The sequence below is a fragment of the Simiaoa sp. genome (genome assembly GCF_051972595.1).
GTDB lineage: Bacteria > Bacillota > Clostridia > Lachnospirales > Lachnospiraceae > Acetatifactor > Acetatifactor hominis.
In genome coordinates this window covers 12,388-32,381 of the sequence record NZ_JBOKRY010000013.1, presented here as the reverse complement: position 1 = coordinate 32,381, position 19,994 = coordinate 12,388, and the positions used below count along the sequence as shown (strand labels likewise).

Annotated in this window: 21 protein-coding genes and 1 pseudogene; 20 read left to right on the top strand and 2 right to left on the bottom strand. The window is 47.1% G+C overall.

Annotated features, from left to right (window positions below; all coding sequences use genetic code 11):
• The first annotated feature begins 30 nt into the window (after positions 1–30).
• The 12 genes from ACTRDR_RS06825 (at position 31) to ACTRDR_RS06770 (ending at position 8,803) form a co-directional block, all read left to right on the top strand.
• Positions 31–252 carry a DUF896 domain-containing protein gene (locus ACTRDR_RS06825; protein WP_440526610.1) on the top strand — a complete coding sequence of 74 codons (222 nt, stop codon included), beginning with the start codon at positions 31–33 and terminating at the stop codon, positions 250–252.
• 6 nt (positions 253–258) lie between these two features.
• Entirely contained in the window at positions 259–822 is a 564-nt protein-coding gene (locus ACTRDR_RS06820) for a 5-formyltetrahydrofolate cyclo-ligase (protein ID WP_440526609.1), read from the top strand.
• A 27-nt stretch (positions 823–849) separates the two neighbouring features.
• Positions 850–2,097, top strand: a complete 1,248-nt coding sequence (locus ACTRDR_RS06815; RefSeq protein ID WP_440526608.1) for a glutamate-5-semialdehyde dehydrogenase — start codon at positions 850–852, stop codon at positions 2,095–2,097.
• A gap of 62 nt (positions 2,098–2,159) precedes the next feature.
• A complete protein-coding gene (locus ACTRDR_RS06810; protein WP_022155101.1) occupies positions 2,160–2,711 on the top strand; it encodes an inorganic diphosphatase in 552 nt (183 codons plus the stop codon).
• A 204-nt stretch (positions 2,712–2,915) separates the two neighbouring features.
• Positions 2,916–3,608 (top strand): iron-sulfur cluster assembly scaffold protein, encoded by a 693-nt coding sequence (locus ACTRDR_RS06805; RefSeq protein WP_022155100.1) that lies wholly within the window; start codon positions 2,916–2,918, stop codon positions 3,606–3,608.
• A 20-nt stretch (positions 3,609–3,628) separates the two neighbouring features.
• Positions 3,629–4,639 (top strand): GGGtGRT protein, encoded by a 1,011-nt coding sequence (locus tag ACTRDR_RS06800; RefSeq protein ID WP_022155099.1) that lies wholly within the window; start codon positions 3,629–3,631, stop codon positions 4,637–4,639.
• A 320-nt stretch (positions 4,640–4,959) separates the two neighbouring features.
• Complete coding sequence (locus ACTRDR_RS06795) at positions 4,960–6,501, top strand: Y-family DNA polymerase (protein ID WP_440526607.1); 1,542 nt, start codon at positions 4,960–4,962, stop codon at positions 6,499–6,501.
• A 66-nt stretch (positions 6,502–6,567) separates the two neighbouring features.
• Positions 6,568–6,969, top strand: coding sequence for a hypothetical protein (locus ACTRDR_RS06790; protein WP_440526606.1), 402 nt, complete (start codon positions 6,568–6,570; stop codon positions 6,967–6,969).
• 130 nt (positions 6,970–7,099) lie between these two features.
• The gene (locus tag ACTRDR_RS06785; RefSeq protein WP_176862779.1) at positions 7,100–7,534 is read left to right on the top strand and encodes an NINE protein; all 435 of its coding nucleotides are present in this window, start codon (positions 7,100–7,102) and stop codon (positions 7,532–7,534) included.
• A gap of 35 nt (positions 7,535–7,569) precedes the next feature.
• Entirely contained in the window at positions 7,570–8,034 is a 465-nt protein-coding gene (locus ACTRDR_RS06780) for a hypothetical protein (protein ID WP_440526605.1), read from the top strand.
• Positions 8,021–8,449 carry a DUF2752 domain-containing protein gene (locus ACTRDR_RS06775; protein WP_176862773.1) on the top strand — a complete coding sequence of 143 codons (429 nt, stop codon included), beginning with the start codon at positions 8,021–8,023 and terminating at the stop codon, positions 8,447–8,449. The genes ACTRDR_RS06780 and ACTRDR_RS06775 overlap by 14 nt, the downstream gene beginning before the upstream one ends.
• 63 nt (positions 8,450–8,512) lie before the next feature.
• The gene (locus tag ACTRDR_RS06770) at positions 8,513–8,803 is read left to right on the top strand and encodes a hypothetical protein (RefSeq protein ID WP_176862770.1); all 291 of its coding nucleotides are present in this window, start codon (positions 8,513–8,515) and stop codon (positions 8,801–8,803) included.
• 22 nt (positions 8,804–8,825) lie between these two features.
• Here the strand turns inward: ACTRDR_RS06770 and ACTRDR_RS06765 are convergent.
• Together ACTRDR_RS06765 and ACTRDR_RS06760 are read right to left on the bottom strand one after the other, a co-directional pair.
• A pseudogene (locus tag ACTRDR_RS06765) lies at positions 8,826–9,051 on the bottom strand (hypothetical protein).
• A 68-nt stretch (positions 9,052–9,119) separates the two neighbouring features.
• A complete protein-coding gene (locus tag ACTRDR_RS06760) occupies positions 9,120–9,614 on the bottom strand; it encodes a hypothetical protein (protein WP_440526604.1) in 495 nt (164 codons plus the stop codon).
• A 149-nt stretch (positions 9,615–9,763) separates the two neighbouring features.
• On the opposite strand from ACTRDR_RS06760, the gene ACTRDR_RS06755 reads away from it, so the two are divergent.
• The 8 genes from ACTRDR_RS06755 to ruvB all read left to right on the top strand — a co-directional run bounded on the left by ACTRDR_RS06755 (position 9,764) and on the right by ruvB (position 19,941).
• A complete protein-coding gene (locus ACTRDR_RS06755; protein ID WP_440526637.1) occupies positions 9,764–12,283 on the top strand; it encodes a homocysteine S-methyltransferase family protein in 2,520 nt (839 codons plus the stop codon).
• Between the two features lie 36 nt (positions 12,284–12,319).
• Positions 12,320–13,936 carry a biosynthetic-type acetolactate synthase large subunit gene (gene ilvB / locus ACTRDR_RS06750; RefSeq protein WP_440526603.1) on the top strand — a complete coding sequence of 539 codons (1,617 nt, stop codon included), beginning with the start codon at positions 12,320–12,322 and terminating at the stop codon, positions 13,934–13,936.
• Positions 13,937–13,955: 19 nt separating this feature from the next.
• A complete protein-coding gene (gene ilvN / locus ACTRDR_RS06745; RefSeq protein ID WP_176862760.1) occupies positions 13,956–14,444 on the top strand; it encodes an acetolactate synthase small subunit in 489 nt (162 codons plus the stop codon).
• Positions 14,445–14,570: 126 nt separating this feature from the next.
• A complete protein-coding gene (gene ilvN, locus ACTRDR_RS06740; RefSeq protein ID WP_176862758.1) occupies positions 14,571–15,089 on the top strand; it encodes an acetolactate synthase small subunit in 519 nt (172 codons plus the stop codon).
• A gap of 102 nt (positions 15,090–15,191) precedes the next feature.
• A complete protein-coding gene (gene ilvC, locus ACTRDR_RS06735) occupies positions 15,192–16,211 on the top strand; it encodes a ketol-acid reductoisomerase (RefSeq protein WP_022155086.1) in 1,020 nt (339 codons plus the stop codon).
• A 183-nt stretch (positions 16,212–16,394) separates the two neighbouring features.
• A complete protein-coding gene (locus ACTRDR_RS06730) occupies positions 16,395–18,200 on the top strand; it encodes an ABC transporter ATP-binding protein (protein ID WP_440526602.1) in 1,806 nt (601 codons plus the stop codon).
• Between the two features lie 103 nt (positions 18,201–18,303).
• Entirely contained in the window at positions 18,304–18,930 is a 627-nt protein-coding gene (gene ruvA / locus ACTRDR_RS06725) for a Holliday junction branch migration protein RuvA (protein WP_440526601.1), read from the top strand.
• A gap of 18 nt (positions 18,931–18,948) precedes the next feature.
• Complete coding sequence (ruvB, locus tag ACTRDR_RS06720; RefSeq protein ID WP_176862854.1) at positions 18,949–19,941, top strand: Holliday junction branch migration DNA helicase RuvB; 993 nt, start codon at positions 18,949–18,951, stop codon at positions 19,939–19,941.
• Positions 19,942–19,994 lie beyond the last annotated feature (53 nt).

Genomic DNA, 19,994 nt, shown 5'->3' with positions numbered 1-19,994 from the left:
ATTTGTGACGTCTGCGGAATGGAGATTACTATGAATATGGATGAGAGAATAAAGCGCATTAATGAGCTTTATCATAAATCACAAAACGAAGGACTGACAGACGAGGAAAAGCTGGAACAGTCCATACTGCGACAGGAATATGTAGACAGTATCAAACGTAACATGAAAGCACAGTTAGACAACATTGAGATCGTCAGACCGGACGGTTCTGTTGAAAAATTAAAGCCGTCTTATAAAAAGAACAAAAAATAAAGAAAAATGATCAGAGAAGAAAAAAAATTACTTCGTAAGGAAATATTATCCCGCAGGGATGCCCTGACAGAAGTCGAACGGGAGAGGGGAAAGTTGCTCATTACCGAACGGATCCTTGGGCATCAGTGGTATTATCTCTCCAACAGGATCCTTAGTTTTGTAAGCTACGGAAGTGAGATCTGTACCACGGAGATTTTAGGAAATGCCCTGCAGGATGGAAAAGAGGTTTATGCCCCTAAGGTGGAAGGACGGGAAATGCAATTTTACCGAATCCGGTCGCTTACGGAACTGAAGGAAGGCTATAAGGGAATCCGGGAACCGGAGGGAAATACGGAAAGCTATGTGTTCACTCCGGAAAATGCGGCAGGAAGCCTTTTTCTTATGCCGGGAAGTGTATTTGATCCATTGGGTAATCGCTTAGGGTACGGCGGTGGATTTTATGACCGGTATCTGGCAGACAAAGAAGCCTTAAGACTGCGCAGCATCGCTGTGGGATTTCGGTGTCAACAGGCAAAAGAGGTGCCGGTGGAAGAGACGGATATAAAGCCTTATCAGGTGATTTTAGTATAAACAAATGTTTTAGAAAGGCGAAGAAAAATGGCTGAGCTTTTAGAACTGGGGAAAAATGCCTGCGATGCAAAATATATATTGCAGAAGTTGACAACCGAAGAGAAAAATAAAGCATTGCAGACTGCGGCAAACAATTTGTGTGACAGACAGGAAGAAATCCTGTCCGCAAATGCAGTGGATCTGGAAAACGGCAGAAAAAACGGAATGAATCCGGGACTGTTAGATCGTTTAAAGCTTACCGCTGACAGAATCTCGCAGATTGCGGAGGGGCTTATGCAGATTGCAGTGCTCCCGGACTGCATCGGCGAGACCATGGAGCATTTCGAGCGTCCCAACGGACTAAAGATCGACAAGGTCAGAGTTCCGTTAGGTGTTATCGGTATTATCTATGAGGCACGCCCCAATGTCACCGCGGATGCCTTTGGTTTATGCTTTAAAACCGGTAACGCCGTGATCTTAAAGGGCGGCAGTGATGCCATTCATTCCAATATTGCAATCGTTAAGGTATTACAGGATGCACTGGAAGTTTGCGGAATGCCCCGGACTGCGGTGCAGTTGATTGAAAATACGGATCGCGCGGTTACCGCGCAGTTTATGAAAATGAAGGAATATGTGGATGTACTGATTCCCAGAGGCGGTGCGGGACTGATCCGCAGCGTGGTGGAGAACAGTACCATTCCCGTGATCGAGACCGGAACCGGTAATTGCCACGTCTACGTAGATCAGGACGCAGATGTGGATATGGCAGTAAAAATTCTGATGAATGCCAAGACCCAGAGGATCGGTGTCTGCAATGCCTGTGAGTCTCTGGTGGTACATCGGGCAATCCGTGACAGATTCCTTCCCAAAATGGCGGAGACCCTGAAAACAAAAAATGTGGAACTGCGGGGAGACGAAAGTACCCTTGAAATCCTGCCGGACTGTATTCCGGCAACGGAAGAAGATTACGGTACCGAGTATCTGGACTATATTTTATCCATTAAAACGGTCGACAGCGTGGACGAGGCGATTGCTCATATTAACCGCTATAATACGAAGCATTCCGAATGTATCGTGACAGAAAATGCGCAGACGGCGGAAAAGTTCTTAAACGAAGTGGATGCGGCCTGTGTCTATGTCAATGCATCCACACGTTTTACGGATGGATTTGAATTTGGATTTGGTGCCGAGATCGGCATCAGTACACAGAAACTGCACGCAAGAGGCCCTATGGGTCTGAAGGAGCTGACCTCCTATAAATACAAGATCCACGGAAACGGTCAGATCCGCGGATAATAACCTGTGTATTCTCCGGATGTTTTGACCGGAAATAACTATAAGAGTAGAGGAGAGAGATTATGAAAGAAGTAAACGGAAGCATTTGGCACACCATGAGCACCCAGAGAGTCACCCCCACAGATTTTGTCTGTGTCATTGAGATCTCCAAGGGCAGTAAGAACAAGTATGAACTGGATAAGGAGACCGGCCTTCTGATCCTGGACCGTATCCTGCATACATCCACCCATTATCCCGCTAACTACGGATTCATTCCCAGAACCTACGGCGATGACGGTGACCCCCTGGATGTACTGTTATTATGTTCCGAGCCGGTACAGCCCATGACCCTGGTAAGAGCGTATCCTATCGGTGTGATCTCCATGCTTGACAACGGCAAAAACGATGAGAAGATCATTGCGGTTCCTTTCAATGATCCCAATTATAACTGCTACCATGATATTTCCGAGCTGCCCAGTCATGTGGTGGACGAGATGGAACATTTCTTCACAGTATATAAGGCACTTGAGAACAAGACCACCGCAGTCAATGAAAAGGGTAACAGAGAAGAAGCTATCGAAGTCATCAAGAAATGTCTCGATAACTACATTGATACGTTTATCAAGAGCTGGTAAATAATTGATAATTGATTTTCAACAGTCACATAACACCATATTCCTGCGCTACGGCGTAAGAATATGGTGTTTTTTCATAGGAACTAATGAAAAAAATGTCAAAACCCACTAGATTTTTTTAGGGAAATATGAGAGAATGAACACGACCATTATGATATTATTTTATCAATAGTATTATAAGTACATATTGAAAGGAGATTTCACATGATTTATTCAAAAGAAGTTGAAGAAATGTGTCCCGTTGCACAGGGCGTACATCATGGTTGTGCTCCCATTCCCGAAGAGGCAAAATGGGTGCAGGCAAAAGAAGTTAAGGATATTTCCGGTCTGACTCACGGTGTGGGCTGGTGTGCACCTCAGCAGGGTGCATGTAAGCTGACCCTGAACGTTAAGGAAGGCATCATCCAGGAGGCTCTGGTTGAGACCGTTGGATGTTCCGGTATGACCCACTCCGCAGCTATGGCTGCTGAGATCCTGCCCGGTCTGACCGTTATGGAAGCTTTAAATACTGACCTTGTATGTGATGCAATCAATACCGCTATGAGAGAGCTGTTCTTACAGATCGTATACGGTCGTACCCAGAGCGCATTCTCTGAGGAGGGTCTGCCTGTCGGTGCAGGTCTGGAAGATCTCGGTAAGGGCTTAAGAAGCCAGGTTGGTACTATGTACGGTACTCTGAAGAAGGGCCCCCGTTATCTGGAGATGGCAGAAGGTTATGTAACCGGTATCGCTCTGGACAAGGATGATCAGATCATCGGTTACCAGTTCGTTAACCTCGGCAAGATGACCGACTTCATCAAGAAGGGTGACGATGCCAACACTGCATGGGAAAAGGCTAAGGGCCAGTATGGTCGTGTAGATGATGCAGTTAAGATCATCGATCCCAGAAAACAATAAGATATAGGAGGACAGAAAAAATGGCTTTATTTGAATCATATGAAAGACGTATTGATAAGATTAACGCTGTATTGAACAGCTATGGTATCTCCTCTATCGAAGAAGCAGAGAAGATCACAAAAGATGCAGGTCTGGATGTATACGATCAGGTTAAGAAGATCCAGCCCATCTGTTTTGAAAATGCTTGCTGGGCTTACACCGTAGGCGCTGCAATCGCAATCAAAAAGGGCTGCAGAAAGGCATCTGAAGCAGCAGCAGCTATCGGTGAAGGCTTACAGTCATTCTGTATTCCCGGTTCCGTTGCTGATACCCGTAAGGTAGGTCTTGGCCATGGTAACCTGGGCAAGATGTTACTGGAAGAGGATACTGATTGCTTCTGTTTCCTGGCTGGACATGAGTCCTTCGCAGCAGCAGAGGGCGCGATCGGTATCGCAGAGAAGGCTAACAAAGTTCGTCAGAAGCCTTTACGTGTTATCCTGAACGGTCTTGGTAAGGATGCTGCAAAGATCATTTCCCGTATCAACGGATTTACCTTCGTAGAGACCTCTTATGATCCTTACACCAACACCGTTACCGAGGTAGAGAGAATTGCTTACTCCGAGGGACTTCGTGCTAAGGTTAACTGCTACGGCGCTAACAGCGTTCCCGAAGGTGTTGCTATCATGTGGAAGGAGAACGTAGACGTATCCATCACCGGTAACTCTACCAACCCTACCAGATTCCAGCATCCCGTAGCCGGTACTTACAAGAAGGAGAGACTCGAAGCTGGCAAGAAGTACTTCTCCGTTGCATCCGGCGGCGGTACCGGACGTACTCTGCATCCCGATAACATGGCTGCAGGCCCCGCTTCTTATGGTTTCACTGATACTCTGGGCCGTATGCACTCTGATGCGCAGTTCGCTGGTTCTTCCTCCGTACCTGCACACGTTGAGATGATGGGTCTGATCGGTATGGGTAATAACCCTATGGTAGGCGCTACCGTAGCTGTTGCAGTATCCATCGAAGAAGCTGCTAAGGCTGGCAAGTTCTAACTAAATCTGATTTTCAGAATTCTGAGACTCCCGATTTTTCGGGAGTCTTTTTTTCCATAAAAATCACTTTGCAATCGAACATACATTCTGCTATAATATAATGAGCCCAGGCTCATTAGCGAACGAATATCCTGCAAAGCAGGATGTAGAGTGCAATAGCACGAATTCGTGAGCTTATGATATAATGAGCGCAAGGGAGCCAATATGCTTGCATAATTGGCGAACGGCGAATTTGATCATGATCGTTGTGAAGCAACGGTAAGCACCATAGGTGCGAATCATGATGTAATGAGCAACCGCAGCACAGAAAGGAGACATTTGTGGAAATATCATCACATACATATATTGCTATGGATCTGAAGTCCTTTTATGCCTCCGTGGAGTGCGCAGACAGAGGCCTGGATCCTCTGAATACGAACCTGGTGGTGGCAGATGCCTCCAGGACGCAAAAGACCATCTGCCTGGCAGTATCTCCCTCCTTAAAAGCCTACGGAATCCCCGGAAGAGCCAGACTGTTCGAGGTGATCTCCAAGATAAGGGAAGTGAATGCTCTGCGGAAAGTGCGGGCACCCGGAGGCAGTTTTTTAGGAAAAAGCACTTTTGCGGATGAATTACAGGAACATCCGGAACTGGAAGTGAGTTTTATCACGGCAACACCCCGGATGGCGAGATATCTGGAGTACAGTACACAGATCTATGATATTTACCTGAGATATCTTGCACCGGAGGATATACATGTCTATTCCATTGATGAAGTATTCCTGGATGTAACGCAGTATCTGAAGATCTACAAAATGACGGCGGAAGAACTGGCAACTACGATTGCCACAGAAATCCTTAAGAAAAAGGGACTGACCGTCACGGCGGGGATCGGAACAAATCTGTATCTGTGTAAGGTGGCAATGGATATTGTTGCCAAGCACATAGAACCGGATGCAAATGGCGTACGGATCGCAAAACTGGATGAGATCAGCTATCGGGAACTGCTGTGGGACCATAAGCCGTTGACGGACTTCTGGCGGGTGGGCGCAGGATACCGTAAAAAGCTGGAAGCCGCCGGAATATTTACCATGGGAGATATCGCCCGTTGCTCTATCGGTGGAGTGGGTGATTACTATAATGAGGATCTACTGTATGGAATGTTTGGAATCAACGCGGAACTTCTGATCGATCATGCCTGGGGATACGAACCGGTGACCATGGATCTGATCAAATCCTACCGCCCGGAGACCAACTGTATCAGCGCCGGGCAGGTTCTGCATTGTGCTACGGATTTTACACAGACGAAGATCGTGGTTCGGGAGATGGCAGAGCAGCTGGTACTGGACCTGGTGGAGAAGAAACTGGTGACAGACCAGGTTGTTTTGACGGTGGGGTATGACATTGATAACTTGAAGATACCAAGGATTGCGGATCGTTATCACGGAGAGATCACCGTGGACCGTTACGGCAGAAGTGTACCGAAATACGCGCATGGCACCGGGAATCTTGGAAATATGACTGCATCCGCTGCCAGGATCACAGACACGATCATGGAACTATATGAACGGATCGTGGATCCCATGTTACTTGCCCGCAGGATCACACTGGTGGCAAATCATTTAAAAGAGGCAGACAGTGTGAAGGATGAGCCGGTCTATGAACAGCTGGATCTGTTTTCCGGCGGACTGTTGTCGGATGACACCAAAGAGAAGGACATGCAGAAGGAAAAGGAACATTTGGAAAAGGAAAAACATCTGCTGGAAGCCATGCTTAGCGTGAAATCCAAATACGGAAAAAATGCTATTTTAAGAGCCGCCGATCTTCAGGAGGGCGCTACCACGATAGACAGGAACCGCCAGATCGGCGGTCATAAGGCATGAATCAAATTTGAAATTTGCTTCGCGATTCCTCCGACGAAAGGAATCGTCTGCGGAATGGAGATTACTATGAACGAAAAATATAAAGACATGCTCCATCTTCCCCATCCGGTATCTGCGACACATCCCAGGATGTCACTGCCAAATCGTGCCGCCCAGTTTTCTCCTTTTGCGGCGCTTACGGGATACGACAATGCTCTGAGAGAGACCGCCAGACTGACGGATCGCTTTATAGAATTGGATGAGGACAGGAAACAGGAGATTGACAGACAACTCTATTATATTCACGAACATTTGACACAAAAGCTTCCTGTGAAGATCACTTATTTTGTACCGGATTTCCAAAAAGATGGAGGCAGTTACCGGACTCTGGAAGGTCATGTTCAGAAAATAAATGAAACAGCCGGGAAAATTTGCATGAACGACACGGAGATTCCGATAAATAAGATTTATCAGATAGATTTCACATGATTTTATAAAAATTGCACGTTATAACCTCTTATAATGTGAAAATAACACTGGTAAAATATACAAACATCTTGTATAATGTACAGTAATGGCTGAGAAAAAAGCTGGAAAATAAATGAGGGAGGAAGACCAAATGTACTTTTGTAAAAATTGCGGCGAGCCTTATATGACGGATGAAGCTGTAATGTGCGTAAAGTGTGGAGTAGCCAAAGGACAGGGCAATAATTACTGCCATAACTGTGGAAAGCCTTTAGCACCGGATGCAACAGTGTGTTTGAACTGTGGTGTTGCCAATAAGCAGGCACCGGCAGCGGATGCCAAATCCAAACTGGTAGCCGGACTGTTAGGTATTTTCCTGGGATCCTTCGGTGTACATAATTTCTATCTGGGTTATACCGGTAAGGCAGTTACCCAGTTGGTACTTACCATTGTAGGAATCCTTTTAAGCTGTGTGGTTGTCGGCGTATTTCTTGTAATGGGTGTAGGTATCTGGGGACTCGTAGAGGGTATCATGATCCTGACCGGCAAAATCGACACCGACGGCAAGGGCAATCCGTTAGCGGATTAAAATAAGAAGTCTGAACAAGACAGAAAGAGGAAAAAATGGACGGACAGAACTTTGAAAATGAAAACAATGTTACAATAGACACTACGGCTGCAGAAACGGTTTCCGAAGCCGAAGTAACTCCGGCAGCAGAACCTGTACAGGAGACCCCCGTGGTAGAGCCCGTTAACAATTATCAGGACTATACCGCTAATGTACAGCCCCAGACAATTGTAGAAGCCCCTAAGGCTGAGAACAAGGAGACCAACGTACTGGCAATTGTAAGCCTGGTACTTGGTATTCTCTCTATCGTTCTCGGATGCTGTACCGGCTGGGTAGGAGCACTGTTCGGAGTCGGCGGTATCATCTGTGCTGTATTTGCCAACAAGCAGGGTAAGACCGGACTGGCAAAGGGCGGACTGATCTGCTCTATCGTAGGTATCGTGCTGGGAATTCTGATCACGATTCTTGCAGTAGTATTTTCCGTTGCAATGATCGGCAGCGGTGCATATGGTACATACTAAAAAAGGCTGCCTGGAAGACTATCTCTATTTGACGGGATGGATATTCCTGGTACTTGGTTTGACGGGAAGCTTAGTATATCTCAAGGCTATCGTACCGATACTGGAAAATACAGGATATACCTGCATCGTCTATCGTCTGTTCGGAATCTATTGCCCGGGATGTGGCGGTACCAGAGCGTTAAGTGCCCTTCTTCAGGGACATTTCCTGGTATCAGCCTGGTATCATCCGCTTGTGATATATACGATCATCATTTTTGGAGGATTCATGATAAGCCAGACACTTGCCAGATTACATTTCAGCAGGGTAAAAGGCTGGCGCTTTCATGAATGGCATCTGTATGCGGCGGTAGCGATCATGATCGGGAATTTTATTCTGAAAAATATTTTGCTTCTCGGCTTTCACATTTCACTTTGACTGTATTTGCATTTTTACATATACAGAATATTTTATCGCACACAAAGTGCAGAGGGAGAAAAAATGGATAAAAAAACTACGGGTATTGTTGCGTACATCACTTGGATTGGCTGGATCGTCGCTTTTTGCGCAGGTGACAAGGAGGGAGCTAAGTTCCATCTGAATCAGGCATTGGTTATTTTCTTAGCGCAGATCGTTGCAAGCGTTATCCGCGTTATTCCTTATGTAGGCGGCGTTGTAAGCACAATTCTGAGCATCTTCCTGTTCGTATGCTGGATCATGGGTCTGATCTATGCTTGTAAGGAAGAGGAGAAGGAAGTTCCCCTGCTCGGCCAGCTCAAAATCTTAAAATAATAAGATGCCAGGGTCAAAAGGTCTAAGCCCACATGAGCTTGCTCATATGTGGGTGAAAGACCTTAGGACCCGCCCCGATATGAGCATAAAAGTGGGATGATAATCCCACGATATGCGAATATTGGGTAGGGTGCTATGTGCCAGTGGCACATGTTTAGCACGGACCGAAGCGGAGCGGAGACGTGAGAGTGCGCAGCACGGAGCAATCCGTAGGCATCAAAGTCGGGGGCTTTTGTCTCCGATATCATAATATAATAAGCTAATTAAAAATACCCCCGTGCATTGCACGGGGGTATTTTTACTCTGTGATTTGAAATTATTCAGCAGAAGAAGCTTCCTCAGTGGCTTCTTCTGTCGTCAGATTGACATCCTCAGGCTGTTCACCGTGAAGGAAAGTGATGATGATCTGAATACGCTTGTAAGCTCTGGCGTAATTCTCCTTGGCATAATCGGCAGTCAGCTGATTGTATCCGCCATTGCTGAAAGCATCATGATAGCTCTGTACGGCAGTGGTCATATATTCACTGGCTTCATCGGCCATACTTTCCAGATAATCAAATTCCGTAGGAAAATCCAATGCGGCGAAATCCTTAAAATCCTGATCCAACTGATCCAGGTATCCCAAAAGTTCATCGGCTGCATTATCGGATTCGGCATCCACGTTGTTGATCGAGGTGTCAATGTTTGAGATCTCGGTACAAAATGCATCGATCTCCTCTCGAAACTGCGTCAGCTCGGGATCCTTTCCACAGGCGGTAAGAGCCATAGCGGTAAGAAGTCCCGCTGTAATAGCAAGTATTTTGTTTTTCAAGATATTTATCCCTCCAAATCATATAATCCATCTAAAAATTTATCATATTCTGCGGTTTTACGCAACCACATAATGTTAAAACGTCCCCTTTACGAATAAAAGGACAGTGTGGTATGATTAAAAGAATCAAGCAACAGGAAAAGAGAGCCATGACAAGAGAAGAATTTAGTACATTAAGTAAAGATCATATTTTATATTTGGACGGTGCCACCGGATCGAATCTGGTGAAAGCCGGAATGCCCTCCGGTGTCTGTCCGGAGCAGTGGATCCTGGAACATAGGGATGTTATGCTGAAGCTGCAGAAGGATTATGTACAGGCGGGTACCAATATTCTGTATGCACCTACTTTTACAGCTAACCGCGTCAAGCTGGCCGAATATCATCTGGAGAAAAATATGTCCGCCATGATCCACGAGCTGGTGGCAATCTCCAGGGAAGCAGCGGCGAGCAGCCCCGGACATACTGTGCTGGTAGCCGGAGATATCACAATGACCGGTGAACAGTTAAAACCCATGGGCCAAATGGAACTGGAAGACCTGATCGATATTTACAAAGAACAGATCCTTAGCATGGTGGATGCAGGAGTGGATCTGCTCGTAGTAGAGACCATGATGAGTCTGGCAGAGACCAGAGCGGCATTGATTGCTGCAAAGGAAGTCTGTGATCTGCCGGTGATCGCCACACTGACTTTTGAAGCAGACGGAAGAACATTATTCGGTACGGATGCGAAGACCGCAGCCATTGTACTGGAGAGCCTGGGTGCCAGCGCCATCGGTGCCAACTGTTCCACAGGGCCTGCCCAGATGGAGAGCATTATCTCGGATATGGTAACCCATACCCGAATCCCCGTGATTGCAAAGCCAAATGCCGGACTTCCTTTTCTGGATGAAAATGGCAATACCTGTTACAACATGGAAGCAGAAGAATTCACAGAAGAGATGGAAATACTGGTTAATGCCGGTGCTACGATCTTAGGCGGCTGTTGTGGTACCACCCCGGAATTTATCAGACAGATCCATGACCGCTTTGGTACGGAGGCAAAGGCTACGGCAGCCAGACGACCGGAGGGCATCCGGTATCTGACCTCCGAACGCATTACCCACAGCTTCGGACTGGAGGATGGCTTTTTTGTCGTGGGAGAGCGCATCAATCCTACCGGGAAGAAGGCATTGCAGGCACAGCTTAAGGAAGGCAGTTTCGAGAAAGTAATCCAGTTTGCCGAGGAGCAGGAAGCCTGCGGTGCAAAGGTACTGGACATCAATATGGGTATGAGCGGTATTGATGAAAAAGCCAGTATGCTGCGGACACTGGAAGAGGTAAGCGGCGTGACGAACCTGCCGCTGTCTCTGGATTCCAGTTATGTGGAGGTTTTGGAAGCAGCCCTTCGCCATTATCCGGGACGGGCTTTGGTCAATTCCGTCTCTCTGGAGACAGAGAAATTCGAAAAGCTTCTTCCTATCGTAGCAAAATACGGGGCAATGTTCATCCTGCTACCGTTGTCAGATGCGGGATTGCCCAAGGATATTGATGAGAAAAAAGAAATCATTCATAAAATATATGACAGAGCCACTTCCCTGGGAATGCATAAGGAAGATATCGTGGTAGACGGACTGGTGGCAACCGTGGGAGCTAATCCCAAAGCAGCTTTGGAGACGTTAGAAACGATCCGCTACTGCAAGGCAAACGGATTTGCAACCATCTGCGGTCTGTCCAATATTTCTTTTGCCATGCCGGAGCGAAGCTTTGTAAATACGGCATTCTTAACGCTGGCAATTCAGGCAGGACTAACCATGGCAATTGCTAATCCGTCCCAGGAACTGTTAGTGAGCTGTGCGCTTGCAACGGATCTGTTGCTGAACAAAGAAGAAGCGGCACTTCGATATATCGAGTATGCCGGCGGTGTCAGGGAACGAAGAGAAGCAAAAGAGGCGGAACTGGCAAGAAAGCTCTCCCTCTTGGAAAGTCAGGGGGCGGCAAACGGTCAGACAAGTAATGCAGGCAGTGTGGAAAAATCGGCTGTCGAAAAAGGACCGCAGATCAATGAAATGCAGGACAAGTTAAAGACTGCTGTCCTGAAGGGTAACCGCAACGGTATCGTAAAGATTACGAAGGAGGCACTGGAAAGCGGGGAAAAGCCAGCGGAATTGTTGAATCAGGTATTACTTCCCGCCATTAATCAGGTAGGCGAATACTTCGATCAGGGGAAATACTTCCTGCCGCAGTTGATTGCCAGCGCAGAAGCCATGAAGAATTCCATCGAGATACTGGAACCCCTGTTACAGACGGGCAGTGCCGGTGAAGAGATGCCGGTAGTGGTCATAGCTACCGTAGAAGGAGATATCCACGATATCGGCAAGAACCTGGTGGCTCTGATGCTTAAAAATCACGGTTTCCATGTGATCGATCTGGGGAAAGACGTGCCGCAGGCAAAGATTCTGGAGACGGCGAGGGAACACCATGCGGAGTTTATCGCTCTGTCTGCACTGATGACCACGACCATGCAGAGAATGCGGGAGATCGTAGCCGCAGCAAAACAGGAAGGTATCACCGCCAAGATCATTATCGGCGGAGCCGTGATCACCCAGGAATATGCAGATGAGATCGGAGCGGACGGCTATTCCAAGGATGCCGCGGATGCGGTGAAATTAGCAAAAAGTTTAATGGAGTAATAAAAAGTCAGAGTATACATAAAGGAGCGGAGCAAAATGATTGGAGCAGATGCGATTATTAAATGTCTCGAAGCCGAGGGGGTAAGCACGGTATTCGGATATCCAGGTGTTGCCATATGTCCTTTTTTCAACAGTATTCTGGATTCCGAGATCAGGACGGTGCTGATCCGGACGGAACAGAATGCTGCCCATGCCGCCAGCGGTGTGGCACGTATGACCGGCAGACCCGGTGTGTGCGCGGTGACTTCCGGACCGGGCGCTACGAATGTCATCACGGGCATCGCCACGGCATTTGCGGACAGTATTCCCCTGATCTGTATCACCGGTCAGGTAAACAGCGAACTGCTGGGCAGTGATGTGTTCCAGGAGGCGGATATCACCGGCGCAGTGGAATCTTTTGTTAAATACAGTTATCTGGTAAAAAATGTTAATGATATTCCCCGGGTATTCAAAGAGGCGTTTTATATTGCAAATACCGGAAGAAAAGGTCCGGTATTGATCGATATTCCCATTGATATTCAGAATGCCGTTATCAAGAACTTCCATTATCCGGAAGAGGTAAATCTGCGTACTTATAAGCCTACGGTCAAGGGGCATGCCGTACAGATCAAAAAGGTTATCAAGGAGCTGGAGCGTGCAAAACGCCCTATCATCTGTGCCGGCGGCGGAGTATTACTTAGCGAGGCCGAAGAAGAGCTGCGCAGCTTTGCCGAAGAACATGGCATTCCCGTAGTATCCACCATGATGGGGATCGGTGTCATGCCTACCGAACATCCGCTCTATTACGGAATGGTGGGCAATAACGGTAAGTCTTACGCAAACCGTGCCATGAACGAATCGGATCTGCTGATCATGGTAGGTGCAAGAGTTGCGGATCGTGCGGTCAGCCAGCCGGATCTTATTACCCGGAACAAGGTGCTGGTGCATATCGATGTGGATCCCGCGGAGATCGGTAAAAATGCCGGTCCATCCATCCCATTGGTCGGCGATGCCAAACACATTTTCCAGGATTTCCAGAAGGAAGAATTTTGCTGCGACTATAGGGAATGGCTTACTACCTTAAATGAGTACCGTTCCACAATGGAGAAAAAGAGAACTCCGAATCCCGATTATGTGGATCCTGCGGCCTTTATTACAAAACTTTCCGAGAAAATGCAGGAGGATGGTGTGTATGTAGCGGATGTGGGACAGAACCAGATCTGGTCCTGCGGTTATCACATTGTGAAAAAGGGTAAATTTTTAACCTCCGGCGGCATGGGAACCATGGGGTATTCCATTCCGGCAGCCATGGGAGCCAAGACAGCAGCCATGGACAAACAGGTCATTGCCGTCTGCGGTGACGGTTCTTTCCAGATGTCCATGATGGAATTAGCTACTATAAGACAGCACAATATCCCGGTGAAGATCATTGTATTGAAGAACAATTATCTCGGCATGGTAAGAGAATATCAGCATTATACCTACAAGGATCACTATTCTGTGGTGGATCTGTCGGGAAGCCCTGATCTGGAGAAATTATCCGCAGCCTACGGCATCCCTTATCTGCGCCTGAATACGATGGAGCACGCAGATGAAGTACTGGATGCATTTTTAGCAGAAGATAACACGATGCTGTTAGAGTGTCTGATCGATCCCATGGATCTGGTAAAATAGCGAAGGGGGCTGGACGTAAATGAAGAGAATATATTCCGTACTGGTAGAGAACCGTTCCGGTGTTCTGTGTAAGGTGGCCGGTCTGTTCTCCCGAAGATGTTTTAATATTGAAAGTCTTGCCGTGGGAGAGACCGATGACCATGCGGTATCCTGCATGACCATCGTAAGTTCCGGGGATGAACGCACCTTGGAGCAGATTGAAAAGCAGCTGAATAAGAAGCTGGATGTCATCAAAGTAAAAACTTTATCCCAGGAACAGTGTTATACCCGGGAATTAATGTTATTAAAGGTTAAATATAATAAGAATAATCGTAGGGATATCATAGAAATTTGTGACATTATGAAAACAGAGATCGTAGATATGTCAAAGCACTTCATGATGCTGCAGATTTGCGATGCTCCGGAGAAAATCGATACACTGATCAAGATGCTTCAGACGATCAGTATTGTGGAAGTAGCAAGAACCGGAACCCTGGCATTATCAAAATGCACCGAGAATGATGATTAAAATACATCAATTATAATGTTAAATTCACTAATTGACATTGTAAAGGCATCTTGCTATATTAAGAATACAGTTGCTACTCCGGAAGGAGAGCAGTTGCAGAAATACGAAAGGTATGGTAGATCATTCATGCAGAAGAGAGTATTTCAGCTGTTGGTTGATAACACATCCGGCGTACTGAGCCGTATTGCCGGTCTGTTTTCCAGACGCGGTTATAACATCGAAAGCATTACGGCAGGAGTAACGGCAGATCCCCGTTTTACCCGAATTACGATTGTGACCTCGGGCGACGATGATATCCTCGAACAGATTGAGAAGCAGGTAGGGAAGTTAGTAGATGTGCGTGATATCAAAGAACTGGATCCGGAGGACAGTGTGTACCGTGAACTGGTACTGGTCAAGGTTAAAGTGGATCCCGAGAAGCGTCTGGAGATCCGACAGGGAGTAGAGTTCCTTGCCAATAATTTCCGTGCGAAGATCATTGATGTCGGTGCGGAGAACCTGATCGTGGAATTTACCGGTAACCACAGCAAAGTGAATGCACTGATCCAGCGTTTTAATGAAGAGTATGAGGTGCTGGAGCTGGCGAGAACCGGTATTACGGGACTTGGCAGAGGTATTGAGAACGTTACTTATATCGAAGATTAATATTGAAAGATTAATATCGAAAGATCAAAGTTCTTATCAGTTAGCTCTAGGGTATATCCCTATCAGTTATAAATTTTATGTCTCATAACGGAGGAGAAGAAAATGGCTAAGATTTTTTATCAGGAAGATTGTAATCTCTCTTTATTAGAGGGTAAGACTATCGCTATTATCGGCTACGGCAGCCAGGGTCATGCACACGCACTGAACCTGAAGGATTCCGGATGTCATGTTATCATCGGTCTGTACGAGGGCTCCAAGTCCTGGGCAAAGGCTGAGGCACAGGGATTTGAAGTATTTACCGCTGCAGAAGCTGCAAAGCGTGCTGACATCATCATGATCCTGATCAACGATGAGAAGCAGGCAGATCTGTACAAGAATGACATCGAGCCCAATCTGGAAGAGGGCAATATGCTGATGTTCGCTCATGGTTTCAATATTCACTTCGGATGTATCGTACCTCCCAAGAATGTTGATGTTACTATGATCGCTCCCAAGGGCCCCGGACATACCGTAAGAAGTGAGTACCAGGCAGGTAAGGGTGTTCCCTGTCTGATCGCAGTAGAGCAGGATGCAACCGGTAAGGCACAGGATCTGGCACTGGCTTATGCACTGGGTATCGGCGGCGCAAGAGCAGGTGTTCTGGAGACCACTTTCAGAACCGAGACTGAGACCGATCTGTTTGGTGAACAGGCTGTTCTGTGCGGTGGTGTATGTGCTCTGATGCAGGCTGGTTTCGAGACACTGGTTGAGGCTGGTTACGATCCCAGAAATGCATACTTCGAGTGCATCCATGAGATGAAGCTGATTGTAGATCTGATCTACCAGAGTGGTTTCGCAGGCATGAGATATTCCATCTCCAATACTGCAGAGTATGGCGACTACATCACCGGACCCAAGCTGATCACCGAGGAGACCAAGAAGACCATGAAGAAGATCCTGTCCGATATTCAGGACGGTACTTTCGCTAAGGAGTTCCTGTTAGATATGTCTCCCGCAGGCAAGCAGGTTCACTTCAAGGCTATGAGAAAGCTGGCTTCCGAGCATCCTTCAGAGAAGGTCGGCGAAGAGATCCGTAAGCTTTACAGCTGGAACAATGAGAACGATAAGCTGATCAACAACTAATCGATCGTAAAAATACAATGCTATGAAAAGGGCTGTGTGAGGAATGTAAAAGTTCTGACACAGCCTTATTTTTGGCAAAAAAACAGTTGTTTATATGTAAAAACCGCAAAAAGAAACTGGAAAACGCATATTAATTGCGCTAAAATGAAAGGAACGAACAAATGGGAAAGGTATCCTGCAAATATGAAAGACTTTGAAGCAAAAACATCTCCGAAAAAAAAGATGGACACCGAGAGCTGGTTTATCGAATGCTATCGGAAGAATCAGGGACATCCCCTGCGAACACTGATGCATCTGTATAAGGGGAATTATCATAAATTTGTCATGGCAGTGATCTGCTTTTTCGCAAAACATGCCTGTGTCTGGGTACTGCCCATCATCACGGCGAATATTATTAACGATGTGACGGCACACAATCCGGATACTTTCCGGAATATTATATTTTACAGTATTCTGGAAGCAGGACTGATCCTGCTTAATATTCCCATGAATTATCTGTACACTTCCTATAAAAGCCTGGCGACCCGCTATGCAGAGACAGGACTTCGGAAAGCACTGATCCGGAAATTACAGCAGCTGTCCATTTCCTATCATGTGGAGACCCAGTCCGGACGACTACAGTCCAAGATCATGCGTGATGTGGAAGCGGTGGAAGGTCTTTCCACACAGCTATTTTTAAGTATTTTAAATATTGCCCTGAATATCGGAGTGGCACTGGTGGTCACTATCAGTAAGAGCCGCATCGTATTCGTATTTTTCCTGTTGACCACACCGGTGGCGGCAATTACCATGGTTACCTTCCGGAATATTATGAAGAAGAGAAATACGGAGTTCCGTAAGGAAATGGAAGAGACCTCTGCCAGAGTCATGGAAATGGTGGAACTGGTACCCGTGACCAGAGCCCATGCCCTGGAGGATGAAGAAGTATCTAAAATGAGCGGGCAGTTGTTTGCTGTGGCGGAGAAAGGATATAAGCTGGATCTGATCCAGGCACTGTTTGGCTCGGTAGGCTGGGCGGTATTCCAGATCTTCCAGGTGATCTGCCTGGCATTTACCGGATATCTCGCCATCGGCGGGAAGATCCAGGCCGGTGACATCACGCTGTATCAGAGTTATTTTGCTACGGTGGTCAATCAGGTATCCTCCATCGTTACTCTGCTGCCTACTATTGCAAAAGGTATCGAATCCGTGAATTCCATCGGTGAGGTATTGTTATCTGAGGATATCGAAGACAACGAAGGCAAGGAAAGACTGGAGCAGGTAACCGGTACCTTTGACTTTGAGGATGTATGCTTCCATTACAAAAACAATGAGCATAACGTATTGAACCACTTAAACCTTCATGTGAAAGCGGGAGAGACCATTGCGCTGGTAGGCGAGTCCGGTGCCGGAAAATCCACGATCTTAAACCTGGTCATTGGTTTTCATCAGGCAGAGAGTGGAAAAGTCCTGATCGACGGCAAAGATTTAAGCAAAATCGATCTTAGAACATACAGAAAGCATTTAGCGGTGGTACCCCAGACATCCATTCTGTTCTCCGGAACGATCCGCGACAATATTACCTACGGCTGTGAAAATGTCTCAGAGGAAGAATTACAGAATGTGATCAAGGCTGCGAATCTGTCAGACCTGATCGCATCCCTTCCAAAAGGCCTCGACACTATGGTGGGAGAACACGGCGGCAAGTTATCCGGCGGCCAGAGACAGCGTATTTCCATTGCCAGAGCACTGATCCGGAATCCGAAGGTGATCGTGCTGGATGAAGCAACCTCGGCATTAGACAGTATCTCCGAAAAGCTGATCCAGCAGGCGTTAAACAATCTGACGGAGGGGCGGACGACATTTATTGTGGCGCACAGACTGTCCACGATCCGGGATGCTGACAGGATCGCCGTAATAGCCGATGGACATTGTTCGGAATACGGTACCTATGACGAGCTGATGGCTCTGAAGGGAGAGTTCTACCAGTTAAAACAGATCCAGAGTTAAAACCACTTGAAACATATGTTCGGCTATGGTATGATAAACATATCGTAGCCGAATTTTACGTGCTATTATTTTGTATGCCAGGAAAGACGAGGATTTAACATACATGTTTGCATATGTGAATGGCTTTTTGGAAGATGTTACGGTAGATAACGCGGTGATCGATGTCAACGGCTTCGGGATCAATGTCCGGATCTCTGCGGATACGGCATCGAGACTTCCCGGAATCGGAGAGCAGGTTCGGCTCTATACATATACCTATGTGAAGGAAGACGCCTTTTTATTATATGGTTTTCTCTCCCGGAGCGATCTGGAGATGTTCAGGCTCTGTATTACGGTCAGCGGTATCGGACCTAAGGGAGCGCTCGCTATATTATCCGTTATGGATGCGGATTCTCTGCGTTTCGCCATTATGTCCGGGGATGCCAGAGCGATATCGAAGGCACCGGGTGTAGGCGCCAGAACAGCGCAGCGGCTGATCCTGGAATTAAAGGACAAGATATCCATTGACGATACTCTGATTTCCAGAGAGATTGCAGCAGGCGGCGCGGAAGGCATCCTGACCGCAGGAAGTCTGCATATTGACAGTGAGAAGAAAAAGGAAGCTGTGGAAGCCCTGGTGGCGTTGGGCTACGGACAGGCGGAGAGCTTAAAGGCTGTCAATGCCATTGAAGATGTGGAGAACATAGATTCCGGAGCAATCTTAAAGGCTGCCCTGAAAAAATTGTTTTAAGGAATGAGATCAACGACTATGCCCAGAAGAATGATAGAGACAAATATCACGGAAGAAGATATTAAGCTGGAAGGCTCCTTACGTCCCCAGACGCTGGACGATTATATCGGTCAGTCCAAGATAAAGGAGAACCTGAAGGTCTATATTACTGCTGCAAAGCAGCGTGGGGATGCACTGGATCATGTGCTGTTCTACGGACCGCCCGGACTTGGTAAGACCACCCTTGCCGGGATCATTGCCAATGAAATGGGAGTCCATATGAAGGTGACCAGCGGACCGGCGATCGAGAAGCCGGGAGAGATGGCTGCCATCTTAAATAATCTGGAAGAAGGAGACCTGCTGTTCGTGGATGAGATACATCGTTTGAATCGTCAGGTGGAGGAAGTATTGTATCCCGCCATGGAAGATTATTGTATTGACATCATGATCGGTAAGGGCTCCAGTGCCAGGTCCGTACGTCTGGAATTGCCGAAGTTCACGCTGGTAGGAGCGACGACCCGGGCGGGACTTTTGACGGCACCTCTGCGGGATCGTTTCGGAATGATCCATCATCTGGAATTCTATACCATAGAGGAATTGCAGCAGATCATCATGCACTCCGCAGGGATCCTGGATGTGGAGATCGAACCTGCCGGAGCAAAAGAAATGGCTAGGCGAAGCCGTGGAACGCCCAGACTTGCCAACCGTATCTTGAAGCGTGTCCGTGATTTTGCACAAGTCAAATACGACGGAGTCATTACAGAAGAGGTAGCCAGAACCGCACTGGATCTTATGGATGTGGACAAGATGGGCTTAGATCATATCGACAGGAATATCCTTGTGACGATCATCGAGAAATTTAACGGTGGACCTGTGGGACTGGATACCCTGGCAGCTGCCATCGGAGAAGATGCCGGCACCATAGAAGATGTCTACGAACCTTATCTGATCAAGAATGGGTTCCTGAACAGAACGCCCAAGGGACGCACGGTAACGGATCTAACCTACAAGCATCTGGGACTGAAACTTTAACGGAGACAACGGAGACAATCGGGCAATTTTTTACTTGCCACTCTATATAATCT

Coding starts and splice junctions, on each gene's coding strand:
- ACTRDR_RS06825 (WP_440526610.1), top strand. CDS start 31: ATGAATATGGATGAGAGAATAAAGCGCATTAATGAGCTTTATCATAAA.
- ACTRDR_RS06820 (WP_440526609.1), top strand. CDS start 259: ATGATCAGAGAAGAAAAAAAATTACTTCGTAAGGAAATATTATCCCGC.
- ACTRDR_RS06815 (WP_440526608.1), top strand. CDS start 850: ATGGCTGAGCTTTTAGAACTGGGGAAAAATGCCTGCGATGCAAAATAT.
- ACTRDR_RS06810 (WP_022155101.1), top strand. CDS start 2,160: ATGAAAGAAGTAAACGGAAGCATTTGGCACACCATGAGCACCCAGAGA.
- ACTRDR_RS06805 (WP_022155100.1), top strand. CDS start 2,916: ATGATTTATTCAAAAGAAGTTGAAGAAATGTGTCCCGTTGCACAGGGC.
- ACTRDR_RS06800 (WP_022155099.1), top strand. CDS start 3,629: ATGGCTTTATTTGAATCATATGAAAGACGTATTGATAAGATTAACGCT.
- ACTRDR_RS06790 (WP_440526606.1), top strand. CDS start 6,568: ATGAACGAAAAATATAAAGACATGCTCCATCTTCCCCATCCGGTATCT.
- ACTRDR_RS06785 (WP_176862779.1), top strand. CDS start 7,100: ATGTACTTTTGTAAAAATTGCGGCGAGCCTTATATGACGGATGAAGCT.
- ACTRDR_RS06780 (WP_440526605.1), top strand. CDS start 7,570: ATGGACGGACAGAACTTTGAAAATGAAAACAATGTTACAATAGACACT.
- ACTRDR_RS06775 (WP_176862773.1), top strand. CDS start 8,021: ATGGTACATACTAAAAAAGGCTGCCTGGAAGACTATCTCTATTTGACG.
- ACTRDR_RS06770 (WP_176862770.1), top strand. CDS start 8,513: ATGGATAAAAAAACTACGGGTATTGTTGCGTACATCACTTGGATTGGC.
- ACTRDR_RS06755 (WP_440526637.1), top strand. CDS start 9,764: ATGACAAGAGAAGAATTTAGTACATTAAGTAAAGATCATATTTTATAT.
- ilvB (WP_440526603.1), top strand. CDS start 12,320: ATGATTGGAGCAGATGCGATTATTAAATGTCTCGAAGCCGAGGGGGTA.
- ilvN (WP_176862760.1), top strand. CDS start 13,956: ATGAAGAGAATATATTCCGTACTGGTAGAGAACCGTTCCGGTGTTCTG.
- ilvN (WP_176862758.1), top strand. CDS start 14,571: ATGCAGAAGAGAGTATTTCAGCTGTTGGTTGATAACACATCCGGCGTA.
- ilvC (WP_022155086.1), top strand. CDS start 15,192: ATGGCTAAGATTTTTTATCAGGAAGATTGTAATCTCTCTTTATTAGAG.
- ACTRDR_RS06730 (WP_440526602.1), top strand. CDS start 16,395: ATGAAAGACTTTGAAGCAAAAACATCTCCGAAAAAAAAGATGGACACC.
- ruvA (WP_440526601.1), top strand. CDS start 18,304: ATGTTTGCATATGTGAATGGCTTTTTGGAAGATGTTACGGTAGATAAC.
- ruvB (WP_176862854.1), top strand. CDS start 18,949: ATGCCCAGAAGAATGATAGAGACAAATATCACGGAAGAAGATATTAAG.